General features: G+C 73.0%; 17 protein-coding genes. 12 read left to right on the forward strand and 5 right to left on the reverse strand.

What is annotated here, in order from left to right:
- Positions 1-81: 81 nt before the first annotated feature.
- Positions 82-867 (reverse strand): amino acid ABC transporter ATP-binding protein, encoded by a 786-nt coding sequence (locus AB0O07_RS00145; RefSeq protein ID WP_365624379.1) that lies wholly within the window; start codon positions 865-867, stop codon positions 82-84.
- 339 nt (positions 868-1,206) lie between these two features.
- Between AB0O07_RS00145 and AB0O07_RS00150 the strand changes: the two genes are divergently transcribed.
- Complete coding sequence (locus AB0O07_RS00150) at positions 1,207-1,914, forward strand: response regulator transcription factor (protein WP_365624382.1); 708 nt, start codon at positions 1,207-1,209, stop codon at positions 1,912-1,914.
- A gap of 7 nt (positions 1,915-1,921) precedes the next feature.
- Positions 1,922-3,325: a HAMP domain-containing sensor histidine kinase gene (locus AB0O07_RS00155; RefSeq protein WP_365624385.1), complete on the forward strand. Its 1,404-nt coding sequence runs from the start codon at positions 1,922-1,924 to the stop codon at positions 3,323-3,325.
- A gap of 57 nt (positions 3,326-3,382) precedes the next feature.
- Here the strand turns inward: AB0O07_RS00155 and AB0O07_RS00160 are convergent, their stop codons facing one another.
- Positions 3,383-4,384 (reverse strand): TAXI family TRAP transporter solute-binding subunit, encoded by a 1,002-nt coding sequence (locus tag AB0O07_RS00160; RefSeq protein ID WP_365624388.1) that lies wholly within the window; start codon positions 4,382-4,384, stop codon positions 3,383-3,385.
- Positions 4,385-4,569: 185 nt separating this feature from the next.
- Between AB0O07_RS00160 and miaB the strand changes: the two genes are divergently transcribed.
- Both miaB and AB0O07_RS00170 read left to right on the forward strand, forming a co-directional pair.
- Complete coding sequence (gene miaB / locus AB0O07_RS00165; protein ID WP_365624391.1) at positions 4,570-6,087, forward strand: tRNA (N6-isopentenyl adenosine(37)-C2)-methylthiotransferase MiaB; 1,518 nt, start codon at positions 4,570-4,572, stop codon at positions 6,085-6,087.
- 241 nt (positions 6,088-6,328) lie between these two features.
- A complete protein-coding gene (locus AB0O07_RS00170) occupies positions 6,329-7,093 on the forward strand; it encodes a hypothetical protein (protein WP_365624394.1) in 765 nt (254 codons plus the stop codon).
- Positions 7,094-7,260: 167 nt separating this feature from the next.
- Here the strand turns inward: AB0O07_RS00170 and AB0O07_RS00175 are convergent, their stop codons facing one another.
- Positions 7,261-7,506 (reverse strand): antitoxin, encoded by a 246-nt coding sequence (locus AB0O07_RS00175; protein ID WP_365624397.1) that lies wholly within the window; start codon positions 7,504-7,506, stop codon positions 7,261-7,263.
- Between the two features lie 163 nt (positions 7,507-7,669).
- On the opposite strand from AB0O07_RS00175, the gene miaA reads away from it, so the two are divergent.
- From miaA to hflX, 6 genes are all read left to right on the forward strand, one after another.
- Positions 7,670-8,608: a tRNA (adenosine(37)-N6)-dimethylallyltransferase MiaA gene (gene miaA, locus AB0O07_RS00180; protein WP_365624400.1), complete on the forward strand. Its 939-nt coding sequence runs from the start codon at positions 7,670-7,672 to the stop codon at positions 8,606-8,608.
- A gap of 126 nt (positions 8,609-8,734) precedes the next feature.
- Positions 8,735-9,190 (forward strand): hypothetical protein, encoded by a 456-nt coding sequence (locus tag AB0O07_RS00185; RefSeq protein WP_365627810.1) that lies wholly within the window; start codon positions 8,735-8,737, stop codon positions 9,188-9,190.
- Between the two features lie 151 nt (positions 9,191-9,341).
- Positions 9,342-10,280 carry a diaminopimelate epimerase gene (gene dapF, locus AB0O07_RS00190; RefSeq protein WP_365624403.1) on the forward strand — a complete coding sequence of 313 codons (939 nt, stop codon included), beginning with the start codon at positions 9,342-9,344 and terminating at the stop codon, positions 10,278-10,280.
- Positions 10,281-10,400: 120 nt separating this feature from the next.
- Positions 10,401-12,536: an HD domain-containing protein gene (locus AB0O07_RS00195; protein ID WP_365624406.1), complete on the forward strand. Its 2,136-nt coding sequence runs from the start codon at positions 10,401-10,403 to the stop codon at positions 12,534-12,536.
- A 255-nt stretch (positions 12,537-12,791) separates the two neighbouring features.
- Positions 12,792-14,348 (forward strand): M1 family metallopeptidase, encoded by a 1,557-nt coding sequence (locus tag AB0O07_RS00200; RefSeq protein ID WP_365624409.1) that lies wholly within the window; start codon positions 12,792-12,794, stop codon positions 14,346-14,348.
- Positions 14,349-14,388: 40 nt separating this feature from the next.
- Positions 14,389-15,879 (forward strand): GTPase HflX, encoded by a 1,491-nt coding sequence (gene hflX / locus AB0O07_RS00205; RefSeq protein ID WP_365624412.1) that lies wholly within the window; start codon positions 14,389-14,391, stop codon positions 15,877-15,879.
- A 112-nt stretch (positions 15,880-15,991) separates the two neighbouring features.
- Here the strand turns inward: hflX and AB0O07_RS00210 are convergent, their stop codons facing one another.
- Positions 15,992-17,182 carry a hypothetical protein gene (locus AB0O07_RS00210; protein WP_365624415.1) on the reverse strand — a complete coding sequence of 397 codons (1,191 nt, stop codon included), beginning with the start codon at positions 17,180-17,182 and terminating at the stop codon, positions 15,992-15,994.
- Between the two features lie 217 nt (positions 17,183-17,399).
- Complete coding sequence (locus AB0O07_RS00215; protein WP_365624418.1) at positions 17,400-18,647, reverse strand: hypothetical protein; 1,248 nt, start codon at positions 18,645-18,647, stop codon at positions 17,400-17,402.
- A 323-nt stretch (positions 18,648-18,970) separates the two neighbouring features.
- Between AB0O07_RS00215 and AB0O07_RS00220 the strand changes: the two genes are divergently transcribed.
- On the forward strand, positions 18,971-20,290 hold the full coding sequence (locus AB0O07_RS00220; RefSeq protein ID WP_365627813.1) for an aminotransferase class III-fold pyridoxal phosphate-dependent enzyme: 1,320 nt from the start codon (positions 18,971-18,973) through the stop codon (positions 20,288-20,290).
- A gap of 28 nt (positions 20,291-20,318) precedes the next feature.
- Positions 20,319-22,229, forward strand: a complete 1,911-nt coding sequence (locus AB0O07_RS00225; protein ID WP_365624421.1) for an IucA/IucC family protein — start codon at positions 20,319-20,321, stop codon at positions 22,227-22,229.
- Positions 22,230-22,271: the final 42 nt, after the last annotated feature.

The raw sequence follows: 22,271 nt of genomic DNA on the forward strand, positions 1-22,271 counted from the left end.
ACAGCCGTAAACGCGGTAGAGCCGTAGAAGAGCCGTTGGCCGTTAGGAGGAGTCAGTGGCGCCGTGATCAGCGGTTCAGGTTCAGTGGTGCAGGATCTTCGAGAGGAAGTCCTTGGCCCGGTCGCTGCGCGGGTTGCTGAAGAACTCGTCGGGCGTGGCCTGTTCGATGATCCGGCCGTCGGCCATGAAGACGACCCGGTTCGCGGCGGAGCGGGCGAAGCCCATCTCGTGCGTGACGACGACCATCGTCATACCGTCGCGGGCCAGTTGCTGCATGACTTCGAGCACTTCATTGATCATCTCGGGGTCGAGCGCCGAGGTCGGCTCGTCGAAGAGCATGACCTTCGGGTTCATCGCCAGCGCCCGCGCGATGGCGACACGCTGCTGCTGTCCGCCCGAGAGCTGGGCGGGGTACTTGTCGGCCTGCGAACCGACGCCCACGCGGTCGAGCAGCGTGCGGGCGGTCGCCTCGGCCTTCTTCTTCTCCGTCTTGCGGACCTTGAGCTGGCCCAGCGTGACGTTCTCCAGCACCGTCTTGTGTGCGAAGAGATTGAACGACTGGAAGACCATGCCCACATCGGCACGGAGCCTCGCCAGTTCCTTGCCCTCGTCGGGCAGCGGCTTGGAGTCGATCGTGATCGAACCCGAATCGATCGTCTCCAGGCGGTTGATGGTGCGGCACAGTGTGGACTTGCCGGACCCCGAGGGTCCGATGACGACCACGACCTCGCCACGGGCGATGGTCAGGTCGATGTCCTGGAGCACATGCAGCGCGCCGAAGTGCTTGTTCACGTTGCTCAGTACGACCAGGTCGCCCGTCGCCGGCCCGGCGCTCCCGGTGTCCTTGGTCGCTGACACTCCGCTCATCGGCTTTTTGCTCCGTCCTCACTCGGTTGGGAGGACCCTAGTCACGCACTGCGATCAGCGTCATTACATCTGAGCTGAAATTGAGCATAACGATCCGGCCGCAACCGGACACTCCGCGTGAAGTGGGCAGCGCGGGGAGTACCGGGTGGGTAACGGAAACCTGGACGCAATGGAAAGACTCTTGACTTGGTACGTGACGATCGGCGTGGATGCCTGGTACGTACGCGGACATGCCCCCCGGAACCGTACGGCCCGCACGGCGCGTGGAAGGGGACGGGCCCCGCCGTCCCCGGGGACGGACGCGCACCCGACCGCTCCGTAACAGAACAGAGGAGGCCCGTGAGGCTGCTGCTCGTGGAGGACGACGACCATGTCGCCGCCGCCCTGTCCGCCGTGCTCGCCAAGCACGGATTCCAGGTCGTCCATGCCCGCAGCGGCGAGGAGGCCCTGCGGGCCGTCCTGCCCGCCAACGGCGGCCCGCCCTTCGCGGTGGTCCTGCTCGACCTCGGCCTGCCCGACCAGGACGGCTTCCAGGTCTGCGGCAAGATCCGGAAGATCACCTCGACCCCGGTGATCATGGTGACGGCGCGCGCGGACGTACGCTCCCGGATCCACGGACTCAACCTCGGGGCCGACGACTACGTGGTCAAGCCGTACGACACCGGGGAGCTCCTCGCCCGTATCCACGCCGTCAGCCGGCGCACCGTGAGCGGCGAGGAACCCGGCCAGCCGGGGGAGTCCGCGCAGCGGCTGGGGCCGCTCACCCTCGAACTCCCCACCCGCCGGGTCGCGGTCGCCGGAACGGCCGTCCAGCTCACCCGCAAGGAGTTCGACCTGCTGGCCCTGCTCGCCCAGCGCCCCGGCGTCGTCTTCGCGCGGGAGCAGATCATCAGCGAGGTGTGGCGCACGGGGTGGGAGGGCATGGGGCGCACGCTCGAAGTCCATGTGGCGTCGCTGCGCGGCAAGCTCGGCATGCCCGCGCTGATCGAGACCGTACGGGGGGTCGGCTACCGGCTGGTCGTACCGGCCGGGCAGCCGGGGACGTAGCGCCCCCGTGACCACCCGACTCCTGCCGCTGCTGATCGTCCTCATGGCGGCCGTCCTGCTCGCCCTGGGCTTCCCGCTCGCCGTCAGCCGCGCCGCCGCCGAACAGCAGGCCGTCGTCGTCGACCGGATCGACGACGCGGCCCGGGTGGCGGCGCTCGCCCAGTTCGTCTCCGAGGGGCACACCGCCCCCGACGGCGGCGCGGGCGGCCAGGAGCGGCTGGAACTGCTGGAGGAGGAACTGACCCGCTACCACCAGGTGTACGGGATCAAGGTCGGCGTCTTCTACCGCAACGGCGACCCCATGGCCACCGCCCCGGAGAAGTGGCGGATCCCGGCCGAGGGCCAGGGCCGCCAGTCCTTCCAGGAAGCCCTGCTGGGGCGCCGCAGCGACGACCCCGAGCAGGTCTGGCCCTGGCAGAACGGCCGGCTCATCGTGGACTCGCCGGTCGTACGGGACGGGGATGTCGTGGCGGTCGTGGTGACCGACTCGCCGACCGGCCAGATGCGTTCGCGCACCCTGCGGAGCTGGCTGGTCATCGCGGCGGGCGAGGCGGTGGCCATGCTCGTCGCGGTCGGGGCCGCGATCCGGCTCACCGGGTGGGTGCTGCGCCCCGTACGGGTCCTGGACGCCGTCACCCACGACATCGCCACCGGGCGGATGAAATCGCGGGTCGCCGCCGCCGGCGGACCACCCGAACTGCGCCGTCTGGCGGGCTCGTTCAACGAGATGGCCGACAACGTCGAGGACGTGCTGGAGCAGCAGCGCGCCTTTGTCGCCGACGCCTCCCACCAACTGCGCAACCCGCTCTCGGCGCTGCTGCTCCGGATCGAGCTGCTGAGCCTCGAACTCCCCGAGGGGAACGAGGAGATCGCCTCCGTACGTACCGAGGGCAAGCGGCTCGCCCAGGTCCTCGACGACCTGCTGGACCTGGCGCTGGCCGAGCACACCGCCCCCGATCTGCGGCTCACCGACATCGGGGAGGTGGCCGCCGAGCGGGTCGCGGCCTGGCGGGCGCTCGCCGAGGAGAAGGGGGTACGGCTCACCGAGCACCGCGCGGCGGTGACCGGCTGGGCCGATCCGATCGCGCTCTCCAGCGCGCTGGACGCGGTGATCGACAACGCCCTCAAGTTCACCCCGGAGGGCGAGGAGGTCACGGTCGCGGTGGCGCGCAACGGGACCACCTCCACCATCGTCGTGGACGACAGCGGCCCCGGGCTGAGCGCCGAGGAACTCTCCCGGATCGGCGACCGCTTCTGGCGCAGCGGTCAGCACCAGAACATCAAGGGCTCGGGGCTGGGCCTCTCCATCAGCCGGGCGCTGCTCGCGGCGGGCGGCGGCACCATCACGTACACGCACAGCGAGCCGCGCGGGCTGCGGGTCACGCTCAGCGTGCCGAGAACGGCGCCCTGAGGGCGGGGCCTTCAGCGCCTGACGTACCGGTACGCCAGGGCTTGAAGGACCGGTACGTCACGGCTTGACGGACTGGTAGTAGCGGCGCGCGCCGTCGTGGAGCTGGAGCGGGTCCGTGTAGATCGCGGTCCGCAGATCCACCAACTGGGCCGGGTGCACCTCGTGGCCGATCCGGTCCCGGCTCTTGATCACCGTACGGGTGAACCCCTCCGCCAGATCGTCCTTGATCCGGGCGTCGGTGACGAGCAGATTGGCCACCGCGACGGTCGGCACGGGCTTCTCGTTGCCCATCCGGTCGTACGCGTCGGCCGGTATCTCGGCGGATCGGTAGTACCGCGCGTCGGCCCCGCCCGAGGCGTGCAGCCGCTCGATCAGCGAGGCGTCCAGCGGGACCAGGGTCACGGCGAAGCGCTCGGACAGCTCCTTTACGGCGTTGGTCGGCAGCCCGCCGGACCAGAAGAAGGCGTCCAGCTTCCCCTCCTCCAGCAGCCGGGGCATCGTGTCGATCCCGGCCGGGACCGGCGTGACATCCGTATCGGGGTCGAGTCCAGCGGCCTCCATGATGCGCTGGGCCACCAACCGGACCCCGGACCCCTGCTGGCCCACCCCCACCGTCTTGCCGCGCAGTCCGCCGACGGAGCCGACCTTGGCGCTCTTGGCGGCTATGAGATGGACGTAGTCGTCGTAGAGCCGCGCGCAGCCGCGCAGCCCGTCCGCGCCCTCCTTGCCGTCTCTCCGGTACTTGGCCACGGCGTCGGCGGTGGCGATCGTGAAGTCCGCCTCGCCCGTCGCCACCCGCGCCAGGTTCTGCTGGGACCCCTCGCTGTCGACCAGATCGACCGAGACCCGGGGCAGGTCGTGCGCGAGATCGTCCTTGAGCAGCGTTCCGTACCGCTGGTAGACCCCGGTGGTCACCCCCGTGCTGAAGGTGACCGACCCCTGCGGCGACACCGCGCCGAACGGCGCCAGCCACCACACGAGGAGTCCGAGCACCACCAGCCCGGCCGCGGCGCCCTGGTAGACGCGGGCCCGGCCGAAACGGGACGGAAAGGCGAACATGGACCGATCCTGTCAGCCCGCTCCCCGTGCTGGCCAGGTTTTGGCGGCTCCTCGCCATTTCTCGTGCCCCCCTTGTTTCCCCTTCCACCCCGCCACCTGCGCCGTCGCCCCCGCCCGGGCCCCGTCCCGGCCCCTCACCGCGACCTGGCACAGGGCATCGTGCGCTTCCGCCTACCCTGGTGGGCATGAGCAGCGGCGACCGGAGTCAGACAGTGGGCGGTACGAGAAGCTATGAGGTGCGCACCTACGGGTGCCAGATGAATGTCCACGACTCCGAACGGCTCTCCGGTCTCCTGGAGGACGCGGGGTACGTACGGGCGCCCGAGGGCTCCGACGGCGACGCCGACGTCGTCGTCTTCAACACCTGCGCCGTACGCGAGAACGCCGACAACAAGCTCTACGGGAACCTCGGCCGGCTCGCCCCGATGAAGACCCGCCGCCCCGGTATGCAGATCGCCGTCGGCGGCTGTCTGGCGCAGAAGGACCGCGAGACCATCGTGCGCCGCGCCCCCTGGGTCGATGTCGTCTTCGGTACGCACAACATCGGCAAGCTGCCGGTCCTGCTGGAGCGCGCCCGCGTCCAGGAGGAGGCCCAGGTCGAGATCGCCGAGTCGCTGGAGGCGTTCCCCTCCACGCTGCCGACCCGGCGCGAGTCCGCGTACGCCGCGTGGGTCTCCATCTCGGTCGGGTGCAACAACACCTGCACCTTCTGTATCGTCCCCGCGCTGCGCGGCAAGGAGAAGGACCGCCGCCCCGGCGACATCCTGGCCGAGATCGAGGCCCTGGTCGCCGAGGGGGTCTCCGAGATCACCCTGCTGGGCCAGAACGTCAACGCGTACGGTTCCGACATCGGCGACCGGGAGGCGTTCTCCAAGCTGCTGCGGGCCTGCGGGGCGGTCGAGGGGCTGGAGCGGGTCCGCTTCACCTCGCCCCATCCGCGCGACTTCACGGACGACGTCATCGCGGCGATGGCGGAGACGCCGAACGTGATGCCGCAGCTCCACATGCCGCTCCAGTCCGGCTCGGACACGGTCCTCAAGGCGATGCGCCGCTCGTACCGGCAGGAGCGTTACCTCGGGATCATCGACAAGGTGCGCGCCGCCATCCCGCACGCCGCGATCTCCACCGACATCATCGTGGGCTTCCCCGGTGAGACGGAGGAGGACTTCGAGGAGACGCTGCGCGTGGTCCGCGAGGCGCGCTTCGCGCAGGCGTTCACCTTCCAGTACTCCAAGCGCCCCGGAACGCCGGCCGCCGACATGGCGGGCCAGATCCCCAAGGAGGTCGTCCAGGAGCGCTACATGCGGCTCTCCGCGCTCCAGGAGGAGATCTCCTGGGAGGAGAACAAGAAGCAGGTCGGCCGGGTCCTGGAGGTCATGGTGGCCGAGGGCGAGGGACGCAAGGACGGCGCCACACGCCGGCTCTCGGGGCGCGCCGCCGACAACCGTCTCGTCCACTTCACCGCACCGGACCAGGAGGTCCGCCCCGGCGACGTGGTGACCGTCGGGATCACCTACGCCGCCCCGCACCACCTGCTCGCCGAGGGGCCGACGGAGCGGGTACGGCGCACCCGCGCGGGCGACGCCTGGGAGAAGCGGAACACCGAGGCCGCGGCGGCGCCCGCCGGGGTCCTGCTGGGCCTGCCCACGGTGGGCGTCCCCGCCCCGCTGCCCGCCGTGACGGGCGGCTGCGCGGCCCCGTGACGGCGATACGGCCCGTCGCGCCCTGAGCCGCCCCGTTCGGGGCGTACGGGGCGCGGGTGCGGGCCGTACGCCCCGGCGCCCCGTACGGCCCGTACGCCCCGAACGCCGCGTGCGCCCCGCCGGAGACGCGTACCGCGAGTCCGTACCGGGGGCCGCCCGGGACCGTTCCCTCCGCTCTCCTCCGCTCCCTCCGCTCTCTCGCTCACCTCACCCGCCGAACCCCCCACCGAGGCCGCTGAACATGCTCGTCGCCGCTGCCGTCTGCCCTGCCCCGCCCCTGCTGGTGCCCGCCGTGGCGGCCGGTGCCGCGCCCGAGCTGGCCGCCGCGCGGGCCGCCTGCGGCGAGGCGCTGGACGGGCTCGCCGCCGCGCGCCCCGACCGGCTGGTCGTGGTCGGCCCGGCGGAGCGGGCGGCCCCGGGAACGTACCCGCGCGGCACCGTGGGGTCGTTCCGGGGCTTCGGGGTGGCCGTGGACGTCGTCCTGGGCGGCACGGGCGGCACGGGCGGCACGGGCGCGCCGGACGGGGCGGACGCGCCCGACGACGCGCCGGACGGTACGGCGCGCACGCTGCCCGCCTCCCTCGCCGTCGCGGCATGGCTGCTGGAACGGGTCCGCTGGTCCGCCGCCCCGGTCTCCGGGGTGGCCGTGGCCGAGGACCTCGCCACCGACGCGTGCGTACGGACCGGACGGGAGCTGGCGGGCGGGGCCGATCGGGTGGCGCTCCTGGTGATGGGCGACGCCAGCGCCTGCCGCACGCTCAAGGCCCCCGGCTACCTGGACGACCGGGCGGCCGGTTTCGACGCCGCGGTGGCCGGGGCGCTGGCCGCCGCCGACCCGGCGGCGCTGACCGCGCTCGACGCGGAGCTGGCGGCGGAGCTCAAGGCGGCGGGCCGGGCGCCCTGGCAGGTGCTCGCGGGCGCCGCCGAGGGCGCGGGCCTGGGCGGCGCGCTGCTCTACGAGGACGCGCCTTACGGCGTCGGGTACCTCGTGGCGACCTGGTCGTAGCCCGGTAGCCCGGTAGCCCCGTAGCCCCGTAGCCCAAGGGACGTCCCGTAGCCCCGTACGGGGCGTCTTGCGCGCCCTCTGGGTGAGTCCGCCGGCCCCCGGACGCACGGCGGGGCGGTACGGGAGCTCTGCGGCCCCGTACCGCCCCATGGCTCCGGTGCGGTGGGTCAGGGAGTGGCCGGCGGCGGGGGAGTGGTGCCGTCGTCCTTGTGGGCGAGCTTGCCCAGCGCGTCCTTGGCCTTCCCCGTACCGGCGTCGATCTTGTCGCTGTACTTGCCCTTGGTCTTCTCGTCGACCGTCCGGGCGGCCTTGTCCAGCCCGTGCTCGATCTTCTCCCCGTGCTGCTGCGCGAGGTCGGCGACCTTTTCCTTGGCCGGACCGATCTTTGCCTTCAGTGAATCCAGGAAGCCCATGGGCCACCTTCCCTCGACCGTGAGAAAACACCCATATCTGCTTCTCAAGGTTACGCGTACGGGCCCGGATCCGCCCCGCCACCGGACCATCGCGCCGCCCGCCACGGCGCCGCTCTTCCGTAACTCGTTCGGGCGGACGCCCGCCGTTTGCGAGACTGGGGCGGTGAGAAGCGCACCTACCGCCCCCCGGGTCATCGCCGTCGTCGGCCCCACCGCTGCCGGCAAGTCCGATCTGGGCGTCCACCTCGCCCGGCAACTCGACGGTGAGGTCGTCAACGCCGACTCCATGCAGCTCTACCGGGGCATGGACATCGGCACCGCCAAACTGACGCCCGAGGAACGGGCCGGGGTGCCGCACCACCTGCTGGACATCTGGGAGGTCACCCAGGCGGCGAGCGTCGCCGAGTACCAGCGCGCCGCGCGCGCCGCGATCGACGGCCTGCTCGCCCAGGGCCGTACACCCGTCCTGGTGGGCGGCTCCGGGCTCTACGTACGCGGCGCCATCGACGCCCTCGACTTCCCCGGCACCGACCCCGAGGTGCGCGCCCGGCTGGAGGCCGAGCTGACGCTGCGCGGCTCCGGCGCCCTGCACGCCCGGCTCTGCGCCGCCGACCCCCCGGCGGGGCGCGCGATCCTGCCCAGCAACGGCCGGCGCATCGTCCGCGCCCTCGAAGTGATCGAGATCACCGGCAAGCCCTTCACGGCACATCTGCCCGGCCACGAGGCGGTCTACGACACCGTCCAGATCGGCGTCGACGTCGCCCGCCCCGAGCTGGACGCGCGGATCGCCCGCCGGGTCGACCGGATGTGGGACGAGGGTCTCGTGGACGAGGTGCGCGCCCTGGAGGCGCGCGGGCTGCGCGAGGGACGTACCGCCTCCCGCGCCCTCGGCTACCAGCAGGTGCTCGCCGCGCTGGCCGGCGAGTGCACCGAGAGCGAGGCGCGCGCGGAGACCGTTCGCGCCACCAAACGCTTCGCGCGCCGCCAGGACTCGTGGTTCCGTCGCGACTCGCGCGTCCATTGGCTGAGCGGCGGAACCGAGGACCGGGAGGAACTCCCGCACCAGGCGCTCGCGTTGGTCGAACGGGCGGTCACAGCCTGATCACGTGATGGCATCGGGACGCTCCGCGCGTCCGTGCGCTCCTCGCGGGCGTGCCATCATCGAGCAACGGTCGACCATCGGGCATCGATCGACACAGTGGAGTCCGACTTGGGAGGGCGCGTGGCGATGGAGGCCGGCCCTCGCGACAGAGAACCCACACCTGCGGAGACGTCCCAGGACGCCCCCGGGTTGACCGACGCCCCGGGATTGACTCCTGACGGTCCGGAAGAAGAGACCGTGACCGACGAGGTCCAGGTCGAACTCCGGCCCCGGCCCCGGCTGCGGATCTGGCAGCTCGCCCCCATCGTGACGCTCGCCGCCGTGGGGTCGCTCATGTTCGCCTTCCCCCTCGCCTTCGGCACCGGGGACGGCGGGGCGGTCGTCGCCATGCTCGGGCTGCTGATCAGTTGCTGCGCCGCCGGCGCGGGCATGATGGCCGCCCGCCGCGTCGGCCACACCTGGCCGGGGCTGCCGAGCCGCGCCTCGGGCGAGCGTCCCGACTGGCGGGTCCTGGCGCTGTACGTGGCCATGGGCGCCGTCCTGGTGGCCCTGGCCGTCTGGCGCGTCGCCCGGCTGCGCTGAGCGGGCCCGCCGCGCGGGCGCCGGTCACGCCGGTCCTGTACGCGCAGGCCGCGCGTCGGTCACGTACGGCCGGGCCCGGGTCACGTACGGCCGGGCCCGGTACCGAGCGGTCACGGACGGCGATGTCCGACCCCGCTCGTACGATGGACCCGTGAGCACCTCGCAGACCACCGCCGCGCCGACCGCCCCCCTGCCCTTCCTGAAGGGCCACGGGACGGAGAACGACTTCGTGATCATCCACGATCCGGAGAACGCCCTGGAGCTGCCGCCCCGCGCGGTGGCCGCCCTCTGCGACCGCCGGGCGGGCATCGGCGGCGACGGGCTGCTCCATGTCGTACGGTCCGCCGAGCACCCCGAGGCGCGCGCCCTGGCCGCCGAGGCCGAGTGGTTCATGGACTACCGCAACGCCGACGGGTCGGTCGCCGAGATGTGCGGCAACGGGGTGCGGGTCTTCGCCCGCCACCTCCAGCGGGCCGGCCATGTCAAGGCGGGCGAGCTGGCCGTCGCCACCCGGGGCGGGGTCAAGCGGGTCCACATCGCCGAGGACGGCCCGGGCGCGGCCCCCGGGAGCGGCGACATCACGGTCCGGATGGGGCGCGCCGCGCTCCCCGAGGAGGGCACGACGGTCACCGTCGACGGCCGGAGCTGGCCCGCGCGTAACGTCAACATGGGCAACCCGCACGCGGTCGCCTTCGTGGCGGACCTGGCGCACGCCGGGGACCTGTACACGGCGCCGCCCGTCACCCCCGCGTCCGTCTACCCGGACGGGGTGAACGTCGAATTCGTCGTCGACCGGGGGCCGCGCCATGTGGCCCTGCGCGTCCACGAGCGCGGCTCCGGGGAGACCCGCTCCTGCGGTACGGGCGCCTGCGCCGTGGCCGTCGCCGCCGCCCGCAGGGACGGTACGGACCCGGCGGTCACCGGCGAGGCCGTCACGTACACCGTGGACCTCCCCGGCGGACGGCTCGTCATCACCGAGCACCCCGACGGCGAGATCGAGATGGCGGGGCCCGCCGTCATCGTGGCGGAGGGTCATATCGCCCCGGTCCTGATCGAATCCGCCTTCGGTGGCCTTCGCTCGGACGGGTGATCCGTTTCACGTCCGGCGGGACCGGCAGTGAGCCACCCGGTGGGGTCGATAGCATCAAGCACCGGCCCGGAGGGCGTCCCCGTCCTCTCCCCGCCGGTCGAAGCTGCCCGGAGGTGCCCCATGAGCGCAGAGGCGACCAGCCCTGGTGCCCACAGCCGCAGACGCGGTCTTCCCCGCATCGATCTGCGCAGACTGGGCAGGGCCGCCGTCTTCGGCCACGCCGCCAGGGACCGCCTCCCGGCCGCCATCGGCCATGTCGCCGACGCGCACCGCGCGCACCATCCGGACGCCGACCTCGCCGTCCTGCACAAGGCGTACGTCCTCGCCGAGGCCTCGCACCGGGGCCAGTACCGCAAGAGCGGCGAGCCGTACATCACCCATCCGCTCGCCGTCACCCTGATCCTCGCCGAACTCGGCGCCGAGACCACCACCTTGACCGCCTCCCTCCTCCACGACACCGTGGAGGACACCGAGGTGACGCTCGATCAGGTGCGGAAGGAATTCGGCGACGAGGTCTGCTATCTGGTCGACGGCGTGACCAAACTGGAGAAGGTCGACTACGGGGCGGCGGCGGAGCCCGAGACCTTCCGCAAGATGCTCGTCGCCACCGGCAACGATGTCCGGGTCATGTCGATCAAGCTGGCGGACCGGCTGCACAACATGCGCACCCTCGGCGTGATGCGCCCCGAGAAGCAGGCCAGGATCGCCAAGGTCACCCGCGACGTCCTGATCCCGCTCGCCGAACGCCTCGGTGTCCAGGCGCTCAAGACCGAGCTGGAGGACCTGGTCTTCGCGATCCTCCACCCCGAGGAGTACGCGCGGACCCGCGCCCTGATCGCGGAGAACGCCACGGCGGGGGACGCCCTGGCGGCGATCTCCGAGGACGTCAGACGCGTCCTGCGGGAGGCTGGCGTCACCGCCGATGTCCTGGTGCGGCCCCGGCACTTCGTCTCGGTGCACCGCGCCGGGCTCAAACGCGGCGAACTGCGCGGCACGGACTTCGGCAGGCTCCTGGTGCTCGTCACCGAGGACGCCGACTGTTACGCGGTCCTCGGCGAGCTGCACACCTGTTTCACCCCGGTGATCTCCGAGTTCAAGGACTTCATCGCGGCCCCCAAGTTCAACCTGTACCAGTCGCTCCACACGGCCGTCGCGGGCCCGGACGGCGCCGTCGCCGAAGTCCTCATCCGCACCCACCGGATGCACAAGGTCGCCGAGGCCGGGGTGGTCGCGCTGGGCAACCCGTACGCGTCCGTCGACGCCCCGGGGGAGCGGGACGGCGCGGAGCGCCCCGGGGCGCCCGCAGGGACCGGTAACGGGGCCGGGGAGCCGCAGGACGGCGAACGTGCCGACCCGACCAGGCCGGGATGGCTCTCCCGGCTCCTGGAGTGGCAGGAGGCCACCACCGACTCGGACGCCTTCTGGACCACGCTCCGCGCCGACCTGGCCCAGGACGCGGAGATCACCGTCTTCCACGCCGAGGGCGGCCTGCTCGGCCTGCCGGCCGGGGCGAGCTGTGTGGACGCCGCGTACGCGCACCACGGGGAGGCCGCGCACGGCTGCCTCGGGGCGCGCGTCAACGGCCGTCTGGCGCCGCTCGGCACGGTCCTGCGGGACGGCGACACGGTGCAGCTCCTGCTCGCCCAGGACGCCGCGTCGGGGCCCTCCCCGCAGTGGCTGGACCACGCGGTGACCCCCGCGGCCCGGATCGCCATCACCGGCTGGCTGGAGGCCCACCCCGACCGGGGCGGCACACCCGACGCCGCGCCCCGTGCGGCGCTCGCGGTCACCGCCGACCGGCGCGACGGGACCAACGCCGTGGTCGACCTGCCCGGCGCCACCGTACGGCTCGCGGGCTGCTGTACGCCCGTACCGCCCGACGCGGTGACCGCCTTCTCGGTGCGCGGCGGCGTGGTCACCGTCCACCGGGAGGAGTGCCGCGCCGTGGAGCGCATGCGGGCGCTGGGCCGCGCCCCGATCCCGGTGAGCTGGGGCGACGCGCCGGAGTGCCGGGTCACCCTCCATGCCGAATCGTTCGGCCGGCCCCGGCTGCTCGCCGACCTCACCGAGGCCATCGCCACGGCGGGCGCCGCGATCGTCTCCGCCATGGTGGAGCCCCCGAGCGAGCAGCGCGTACGCCACACGTACACGCTGGAGCTCCCCGACGCCGCGGGGCTGCCCGGGCTGATGCGCGCCATGCGCGACGTACCGGGCGTGTACGACGTCAGCCGGGCCCAGCAGCAGGCCACCGCCTGAGCACCGTACGCCGCGCTGAGCACCGTACGCCGCGCACCGCGGACGCGCCTGCGGTGCGCGCACCCCCCCCGTAACGCGCCTCCTGAAGGCGCGCGTTCGCCGCACCGTACCGTGCGCGCACCCAGGCGACCGCCCCACGTCAACTCCGCGTGACGTAAGAGCCCGGCTCCGGAGTGCGCCTGTCACCTGCCCCTTTCGGGTGGGCACGGTGCGCGCCGTCGCCGCGCGCCCCGTCGCCGCTGGTAGCCGTGGTCCATGCTGTCCCTCTCCCGGCGCCTGCGCGCCGCCCTGCTGGCCGCCGCCTCGGCCACCCTCGTCGCCGCGACCCTGCCCCCGCCCGAACCCCTCGGCATCGGGGACCGGCTCTTCCCGTATCTGGGCAACCCCGGTTACGACGTGCTCACCTACGACCTCGCCTTCACCTACGGGGGCGACAACAGCGTCCCGCTGGACGCCGTCACCAGGATCGACGCCCGGGCCACCGAACGCCTGGACCGGATCAACCTCGACTTCACCCACGGAAAGGTCCGCTCCGTCGAGGTCGACGGCGCCCCCGCGCGGTTCGCCGCCGCCGGGGAGGACCTGGTGATCACCCCGGCCGAGCGGGTCGAGGCGGGCGCGCTGACCCGGATCACCGTCCACCACACGAGCGACCCGACGGGGGACGCCGGCGGCTGGCTCCGCACCACCGACGGACTGGCCATGGCCAACCAGCCCGACGCCGCCCACCGCGTCTTCCCCGGCAACGACCACCCCTCCGACAAGGCGTATTTCACCTTCCGGATCACCGTGCCCAGCCGCCTCACGGCGGTCGCCAACGGCCTCCCCCTGGGGCGCGTCCGCCACGGCGACCTGACCACCTTCGTCTACCGCACCCAGCACCCCATGGCCACCGAACTCGCCCAGGTCTCCATCGGCGACTCGGCCGTCGTCCACCGCGCGGGCCCCGGCGGCCTCCCCGTGCGCGACGTGGTGCCCGCCGCCGACCGCGAGACGCTGGAGCCCTGGCTCGGCAAGACCCCGGACCAGCTCCGCTGGATGGAGCGGCAGGTCGGCACGTACCCCTTCGAGACATACGGCGTGCTCGTCGCGGGCGCCGACACCGGCTTCGAACTGGAGACGCAGACCCTCTCGCTCTTCGAACGCTCCCTGTTCACCGGCGCGGCGTACCCCGCCTGGTACGTCGACTCCGTGATGGTCCACGAACTGGCCCACCAGTGGTTCGGCGACAGTGTCTCCCCGCGCACCTGGTCCGACCTCTGGCTCAACGAGGGCCACGCCACCTGGTACGAGGCGCGCTACGCGCAGGAGCACGGCGGAGAGGCCCTGGAGACCCGGATGCGCGACGCCTACCGGCGCTCCGACGGCTGGCGGGCGGCCGGCGGCCCGCCGGCCGCCCCGAAGCCCCCGGAGCCGGACGACCGGATCAGCCTCTTCCGTCCGGTCCTCTACGACGGCAGCGCCCTCGTCCTCTACGCCCTGCGCCGGGAGATCGGCGAGGACGCCTTCGCCCGGCTGGAACGCGACTGGGTCCGGATCCACCGGGACGCCACGGCGACCACCGCGGACTTCACCGCGCTCGCCGCCGAGGTCGCGGGGCGTGACCTCGGGGAGTTCTTCCGGGCATGGCTCTACGGGGCCACCACGCCGCCCATGCCCGGCCACCCCGACTGGCGCGCCGACCCGCCCCCGGCGGGCCCGCCCACGGCCAGGAAGGACGGCGAAACCGGCGTGACGGCCGGGCCGAACCGTGCCACCATCGACGAGTCGGCGACGCGGCCGGGAATCAATCCCGCCCGTCACGCGTTGTGACTGATGCGCCCGACTTCTTCCGCTTCGACGTAAGGATCCAATGACCTCCTCTTCCTTCTCTTCCCAGGACGCGCAGTACACCGCGGACTCCCGCACGGACAGCCTTCGGGCCGATGCCCTGATGGAAGAGGACGTCGCCTGGAGCCACGAGATCGACGGAGAACGCGACGGCGACCAGTTCGACCGCTCGGAACGGGCCGCGCTGCGCCGCGTCGCCGGACTCTCCACCGAGCTGGAGGACGTCACCGAGGTCGAGTACCGGCAGCTCCGCCTGGAGCGTGTCGTCCTGGTCGGCGTCTGGACCTCGGGGACCCTCCAGGATGCGGAGAACTCCCTCGCGGAGCTGGCCGCCCTCGCCGAGACGGCGGGCGCGCTCGTCCTCGACGGGGTCTACCAGCGCCGCGACAAGCCCGACCCCGCGACGTACATCGGCTCCGGCAAGGCCCAGGAGCTGCGGGACATCGTGGAGGAGAGCGGCGCCGACACCGTCGTCTGCGACGGTGAGCTGAGCCCCGGCCAGCTCATCCACCTCGAAGACGTCGTCAAGGTGAAGGTCGTCGACCGTACGGCGCTGATCCTGGACATCTTCGCCCAGCACGCCAAGTCCCGTGAGGGCAAGGCCCAGGTCGCGCTCGCCCAGATGCAGTACATGCTCCCGAGGCTGCGCGGCTGGGGCCAGTCGCTCTCCCGGCAGATGGGTGGCGGCGGCGGGGGCGGCATGGCCACCCGAGGCCCCGGTGAGACCAAGATCGAGACGGACCGGCGGCGGATCCGCGAGAAGATGGCGAAGATGCGCCGGGAGATCGCGGAGATGAAGACCGGCCGCGAGATCAACCGCCGGGAGCGCCGGCGCCACAAGGTGCCCTCGGTGGCCATCGCCGGCTACACCAACGCGGGCAAGTCCTCCCTGCTCAACCGGCTCACCGGCGCGGGCGTGCTGGTGGAGAACGCGCTGTTCGCCACCCTCGACCCGACGATCCGGCGGGCCGAGACCCCGGGCGGACGGCTCTACACCCTGGCCGACACGGTCGGCTTCGTCCGCCATCTGCCCCACCACCTGGTCGAGGCGTTCCGCTCCACCATGGAGGAGGTCGGCGAATCCGATCTGATCCTCCACGTGGTGGACGGCGCGCACCCGGCACCGGAGGAGCAGCTCGCCGCCGTGCGCGAGGTCATCCGTGACGTCGGCGCGGTCGACGTCCGCGAGATCGTCGTGATCAACAAGGCGGACGCGGCGGATCCGCTCGTCCTCCAGCGGCTGCTGCGCACCGAGCGGGACGCGATCGCGGTCTCCGCGCGGACCGGCGAGGGCATCGCGGAGCTGCTCGCGCTCATCGACGCGGAGCTGCCCCGGCCGAAGATCGAGGTCGAGGTGTTGCTGCCGTACGCGCAGGGCGCGCTGGTCTCGCGGGCGCACGCCGAGGGCGAGGTGATCTCCGAGGAGCACACCCCGGAGGGCACCCTGCTCAAGGCGCGGGTCCACGAGGAGCTGGCCGCGGCGCTCTCCCCGTACGTCCCGGTGGCCCACTGACCCGGACCCCGGCCCGGACCGCACAACGGCGGCGGCCCGCCCCCTCGCGCACCGCGCGGAACCAGGGGGCGGGCCGCCGCCGTCCGGCTGTCGGCCGGGGCCGGAGCGGGCGTCAGCTCCCGCCGTACTTCTGACTCATCGCGGTGTAGATCTGCTCCGCGCCGGCGCCGAGGCGCGGCCCCGCCAGCCACCCCGAGGTGACCGGCCCGATCGAGGTGTTGGAGACCAGGACCGTCTTCCCGCCGGGCTGGGTGGCGAACCAGCCGCCGCCCGAGGAACCGCCGGTCATGGTGCAGCCGATCCGCCACATCGTCGGCGTGCCGGGGGCGACCGAGAGCCGCCCCGGCTTGTCGACGCACTTGTGCATCAGCAGCCCGTCGTACGGCGGCGCGGCCGGGTACCCCCAGGCGCCCATGCCCGAGACGTTCGCCGCCTCCGGCAGGTCGAAGTCCACGTCCAGCGCGGCGCCGACGGTCTCCTCCAGCGACTTGCCGCCCCGCTCCGGCTTCACATGCATGACCGCGTAGTCGTACGCCGCGCCCGCACCGCCGGTCGGGCCGCCCTGGGTGATCCACTCGGACGACGTGGAGACCCAGTTCGCCCAGTAGACGCCGTACGGGGCGATCTCCTGCGGCCGGGCGTTGTCGAGCTGCGCCGCGGACTTGCCGAGGTCGTTGTAGGCCGGGACGAAGGCGATGTTCCGGTACCAGCCGCCGGAGCCGCCCGCGTGCACGCAGTGGCCGGCCGTCCAGACCAGGTTGGACTTGCCGGGGTGCGCGGGGTCCTTGACCACGGTCGCCGAACAGACCATCGAGCCCTGGGGCGAGTCGAAGAAGACCTTGCCGACCGGCGCCGCGTGCTCGTGGTACGGCGTCTTCTCGGCCTCCGCCCGCACCGGGCTCGGGTCCGGGTCGGTGACGTTCTGGTCGCCCGTGATGTCCTGGGCGTCCATCGTCTTCACCGGCGACTTCGCGCTCTTCATCCGCTCGGGATTCCACAGCCCGGCGATCACCGGGTTGACGAAGTCCTTCGCGTCGCGGAGCCAGTGCTTCTTGTCCCAGTCCTTCCAGCCGCCGTCCTTCCACTTCTCCGGGTCGACGCCGTGCTTCTTCAGCGCGTCGGCCAGATCGGCGGGGAGTCCGGGGCCGTCCGCGCCGCCGTCGGCGGCCTGGGAGGCGGACGAGGCGGCGGGAGACGCCGCCTTGGCGTCGCCCGCGCCGTCGTCGCCGTCGCAGGCGGTGGCGGTCAGCGCGAGCGCCGCGACGACGCAGACGGCCGCCAGTGTTGGTCGTACGGATCTCATGGAGCAGTTCCCCCCTGATACGCCTGATACGGAAATATTTGGCCAGAGCGTGTCACACCGGCATGTCGTGGTGGCCGCCCGGGGACGGTTCTCCACAGGGTCCCCACTGGTGACTCACCGGTCTCACCCGGCTCATGTGCCGCCCCATGTGACTCACCTGTAGGCGGCTCACCTGTCTGTTCCCCTACTGGCCCTCTACCGGCCCCCTACCGGTCGCTCACCGTCCCGCGAACTTCTCGCTGACGCCGTCGTAGACGTTCTTGGCGACGGTCCCGAGGCGCGGCCCCGCCAGCCACCCCGAGGTGACCGGCCCGATCGACGTGTTCGAGACCAGGGCCGGCTTGCCGTCCTGGCCGGCCGCGACCCAGCCGCCGCCCGAGGCACCGCCGGTCATGGTGCAGCCGATCCGGTACATCGTCGGGTCGTCCGCCGAGAGCGAGAGCCGCCCCGGCCTGTCCTGGCAGCGGTAGAGCTTCTGCCCGTCGTACGGCGCCGCCGCCGGGTACCCCGTCGCCGTCATCGCCGCGATGTCCGGCGTCGCCGGGGCGTTGAAGTCGACCGGCAGCGCCGACCCGACGGTCTCCTCCAGCGACGTACCCGTGCCGCCCTTCTCCGGGGTCACATGGATCACCGCGAAGTCGTACGAGGCACCCTTGCCGCCGGTCGGACCGCCCTGCGCGATCCACTGCGCGGAGGTCTGCGCCCAGTCCGCCCACCACACCGCGCGCGGCGCGATCTGCTCCTTGGACGCGCTCTGGAGCGCGGCCGACGAGAGGGCGCCGTCGTTGTACGAGGGCACGAAGGCGATGTTCCGGTACCAGCCGCCGTTCTTCCCCGCGTGCACGCAGTGGCCGGCCGTCCAGACCAGGTTGGACTTGCCGGGGTGCGCCGGGTCCTCGACCACCGTCGCCGAACAGACCATCGACCCCTCGGGTCCGTCGAAGAACAACTTGCCCGCCTGGGCCGCGTTCTCGTGGTACGGCGTGGCCACGCTCCGCGCGCGCACCGGGGCCGGCTCCGGGTCGGTGACGCCGGTGTCCCCCGAGAGGTCCTGGTCGTCCACGGACTTCTCCGGCGGCTTGCGCGCCTCCCGCATCCGCTCCGGGTCCCACAGGTCCTCGATGACCGGGTTGACGAAGTCCTTGGCCTCCCGCAGCCAGGTCTCGCGGTCCCAGTTCTTCCACTCGCCTCCCCGCCACTTGTCCATGTCGAAGCCGTGCTCCTTGAGCCGCTCCTTCAGGTCGTCGGGTATGACGATCTTGCCGTCGGATCCGGCGGAGTCGGCGGAATCCCCGGCCGAGGCGGTGGCGGAGGCATCTGCCTGCGCCGCCGCCTGCCCGCCGTCGGGGCCACAGGCGGTGGCCGTCAGCGCGAGCATTCCGGCCAGCGAGGCGGCGGCGAGGACGGGGGAGCGCCGGGCGCTCCCTCCGCGGCGAGCGGCGCGCGTCGGACGTATGGGTCGCATGGCGAAATCCCCCTGGTACCTCTGGACAGTTCTGAACAAGTTCGGAACACCTGGACGGTGGACACACCCGAAGCCGAAGCCGAAGCCGGAGACCTGATTCCGGAGCCGGGCGCGACCCCACTATGCCGGTGTCGAGGGGGACGGCGCGCGGCAGGGCGGCGGTTCCCGGCCGCCAAGGATCTTGCCGTTGCCCGTGATCGGGCGCGCGGCGCGTCGTTGGTACGGACGAGGGGACGCGGTCCGGAGGCCGTAATTCGAACATCCGGGGCGCGGGGGCCGTACGTACGGAGAACCGAACGATGTCCACGGGAGGACCGATCGCTGTGGCCGTGACCCGATCAGCTCCGGCGGCGCCGACCGTCGCCCATACGGGCCTCCTGCGGTACGGGGCCCCGCGCGAGGCGTCGGCGCGTACGTACGCCCGTTCCCTGCCCACATACGCCCGCTCCCTGCCCATCGTCCCGGTGCGCGCCCAGGGACTGACCATCGAGGCGGCCGACGGGCGGCGGTACCTGGACTGCCTCTCCGGGGCCGGCACCCTCGCCCTCGGCCACAACCACCCGGTCGTCCTGGCGGCCATCAGGAAGATCCTGGACTCCGGCGCCCCGCTGCACGTCCCCGACCTGGCCACCCCCGTCGAGGAGGCCTTCACCGCCGAACTCCTGGCCACGCTCCCGCCCGCGTTCGCCGCGCACGCCCGGGTACGGTTCTGCGGCCCCACCGCCGCCGACGCCCTCGCCGGGGCGTACGCCCTGGTCCGTACCGCCACCGGCCGCGACGAGGTACGCACCGTCCGCGCCGCCGACCACGCCGCCCCTACGGCCGAGTTGTGCACCGCCCGGGACGGCAGGCCCGCCCCCGCCGGGCTCCTCGCCGAACCCGTCCAGGACGACGGCGGCGTGCTCCCCGACGCGTGGCTGCGCCGCGTCCGCCGGGCCACCGCCGAGCACGCCCTCCCCCTCGTCGCCGACGAGACCCGTACCGGAGTCGGCCGTACCGGCACCTTCTGGGCCGTCGAACACAGCGGGATCACCCCTGACGTCATGGTCATCTCCCAGGCGATCGGCGGCTCTCTCCCGCTCGCCGTGCTCGTCCACCACACCGATCTCGACGCCCCGCTCCCCGGCGGACGCGGCAGGACCGACCCCTTCCGGGGGAATCAGCTCGCCATGGCGGCGGGCGCCGCCACCCTCGCCCACGTACGGGAACACCGGCTCGCCGACCGCGCCGCGCTCCTCGGAGCGCATCTGCTCGACCGGCTCAGGGAACTGACGGACCGCCACCCGCACGTCGGCGACGTGCGCGGACGTGGTCTCATGATCGGTGTGGAATGCGTCGTCCCGCCGGCCGGCGAGCCTGCCCCGCCGGCCCCCGCCTTCGCGGCCGCCGTCCAGCAGGAGTGCCTGCGGCGCGGCCTGGTCGTCGGGCTCGGCGGGGGCCAGGCGTCCGTGGTCCGGCTGCTCCCGCCGCTCACCCTCACCGACGAACAGGCCGACGCCGTACTCGACCGCTTCGCCGACGCACTCGACGCGGCCGTCGCCGCCACCGGGCCCCCCGCGCCCCGCGCGCGCCGCCGGGAGCCGGCCGTCCGCCCCGGCGGAGGGACCGGATTCCGCCGAGAAGAAGCCGGCCTCTCCCGCTGACCCCTACCCCTCACAAGGAAGCCCCCCCGTGAATTCCACCCCCTCGCCCGACGCACCCGAGGCCGGCTCCCCTCCGACCGCCCCGGCGCCGTCGACGGTGCCCCGACAGGCCGAGGCCCGCGCCGACGAGCGCCGTACCGGCCCCACCGGCGCCCCGCCGGACGCCCCGTCAGGCGCCCTCTCGGCCGCCGCACCGGGCGCGGCGACGGCCGAAGCGCCCGCCGACCACCTCGACCACCCCGACCCGGCGAAGGCCGCCGACGCCGCGGCCACCGAGAACCTGCTCCGCTGCTGGGTCCGCGAGACCGGCCTCGGCCGCCCCGACGGTACGGTGCTCCGCATCCCGCTCCCGGCCAGCGGCACCGCCTTCCTGGTCCCCGTACGCCACTGGTCCCCGACCGGCTGGCACCGCTTCGGCATGCCCTTCCTCGAAGGCGCCCCGCAGGACGCCCCCGCCGCCGAGGCCGTCACCGTCGCCGCGCTCCTGGGCCGCGAGTCGGGGCGCCACCAGGGCGCCGAACTCGTCGGCCGGGTCGCCGACTCCGTGGGCCGTACCGCCGACTTCCTCGCCGACCGGCGCGCCCGCCCCGAGGCCCCCGCCGACGCCGACCCGTTCCTCACCGCCGAGCAGTCCCTCGTCCTCGGCCACCCCCTGCACCCCACGCCCAAGAGCCGCGAAGGGCTCTCCGAGACCGAGGCCCGGCGCTACTCGCCCGAGCTGCGCGGCTCCTTCCCGCTCCACTGGATGGCCGTCGACCGCTCCGTCCTCGCCACCGACTCGGCCTGGACCGAGCAGGGCCGTGTTCTCCCCGCCGAGGTGCTCACCGGGCGCCTCCTCGGCGGCCACCCGCTCCCCGGCAACACCGTCGCGCTGCCCCTGCACCCCTGGCAGGCCCGCGACCTCGCGCACCGCCCCGCCGTACGGAGCCTCCTCGACGCCGGGCTCCTGCACGACCTGGGAGCCCAGGGCGACCCCTGGCACCCCACCTCCTCCATCCGTACGGTGCACCGCCCCGGCGCCCCCGCCATGCTCAAGCTCTCCCTCGGCGTCCGCATCACCAACTCCCGCCGCGAGAACCTCCGCAAGGAGCTCCACCGGGGCGTCGAGGTCCACCGGCTGCTCCGCAGCGGCCTCGGCAAGGAGTGGAGCGCCGCGCACCCCGGCTTCGACATCGTGCGCGACCCCGCCTGGCTCGCCGTGGACACCCCGGACGGCGAACCCGTCACCGGACTCGACGTCATGCTCCGCCACAACCCCTTCGGCCCGTCGGACGACGCCGTCTGCATCGCCGCGCTGACCGCGCCCCGCCCGTACCCCGGCCGTACCGGCATGTACTCACGGCTCGCCGAGATCGTCGCCACCGTCGCCGCGCGCACCGGCCGCCCCGAAGGCGCCGTCGCCGCCGAGTGGTTCCTGCGCTACCTGGACCATGTCGTACGCCCCGTGCTCTGGCTGGACGGTACGGCCGGCATCGCCCTGGAGGCCCACCAGCAGAACACGCTGGTCCTGCTCGACGCGGAGGGGTGGCCCGTCGGCGGGCGGTACCGGGACAACCAGGGGTACTACTTCCGGGAGTCCCACCGCGCCGCGCTGGAGCGCAGACTCCCCGGCATCGGCTCCGTCAGCGACACCTTCGTCTCCGACGCCGTCACCGACGAACGCTTCGCCTACTACCTGGGCATCAACAACGTGCTCGGCCTGATCGGCGCGTTCGGCGCCCAGGGCCTCGCCGACGAACGGGTCCTGCTCGCCGCCCTCCGGAGCTTCCTGACCGGCGCGCGGGACCTCGGTTCCGCGCTCCCCGCCCTGCTCCTGGAGAGCCCCACCCTGCGCTGCAAGGCCAATATGCTCACCCGCCTCCACGGCCTGGACGAACTCGTCGGCCCGGTGGACACGCAATCCGTCTACGTCACCGTCACCAACCCCCTGCGTGATTGAAGGAACATGAGTAACGGTCAGAACTGCTGAGAGGAGAGCGCC

The organism is Streptomyces sp. NPDC093085 (assembly GCF_040683935.1).
GTDB lineage: Bacteria > Actinomycetota > Actinomycetes > Streptomycetales > Streptomycetaceae > Streptomyces.

Bases quoted from the DNA above. Each gene is read 5' to 3' on its own strand.
- AB0O07_RS00145 (WP_365624379.1), bottom strand. From the start codon at position 867: ATGAGCGGAGTGTCAGCGACCAAGGACACCGGGAGCGCCGGGCCGGCG.
- AB0O07_RS00160 (WP_365624388.1), bottom strand. From the start codon at position 4,384: ATGTTCGCCTTTCCGTCCCGTTTCGGCCGGGCCCGCGTCTACCAGGGC.
- miaB (WP_365624391.1), top strand. From the start codon at position 4,570: ATGAGCAGCGGCGACCGGAGTCAGACAGTGGGCGGTACGAGAAGCTAT.
- AB0O07_RS00170 (WP_365624394.1), top strand. From the start codon at position 6,329: ATGCTCGTCGCCGCTGCCGTCTGCCCTGCCCCGCCCCTGCTGGTGCCC.
- AB0O07_RS00175 (WP_365624397.1), bottom strand. From the start codon at position 7,506: ATGGGCTTCCTGGATTCACTGAAGGCAAAGATCGGTCCGGCCAAGGAA.
- AB0O07_RS00185 (WP_365627810.1), top strand. From the start codon at position 8,735: ATGGAGGCCGGCCCTCGCGACAGAGAACCCACACCTGCGGAGACGTCC.
- AB0O07_RS00195 (WP_365624406.1), top strand. From the start codon at position 10,401: ATGAGCGCAGAGGCGACCAGCCCTGGTGCCCACAGCCGCAGACGCGGT.
- AB0O07_RS00200 (WP_365624409.1), top strand. From the start codon at position 12,792: ATGCTGTCCCTCTCCCGGCGCCTGCGCGCCGCCCTGCTGGCCGCCGCC.
- hflX (WP_365624412.1), top strand. From the start codon at position 14,389: ATGACCTCCTCTTCCTTCTCTTCCCAGGACGCGCAGTACACCGCGGAC.
- AB0O07_RS00210 (WP_365624415.1), bottom strand. From the start codon at position 17,182: ATGAGATCCGTACGACCAACACTGGCGGCCGTCTGCGTCGTCGCGGCG.
- AB0O07_RS00215 (WP_365624418.1), bottom strand. From the start codon at position 18,647: ATGCGACCCATACGTCCGACGCGCGCCGCTCGCCGCGGAGGGAGCGCC.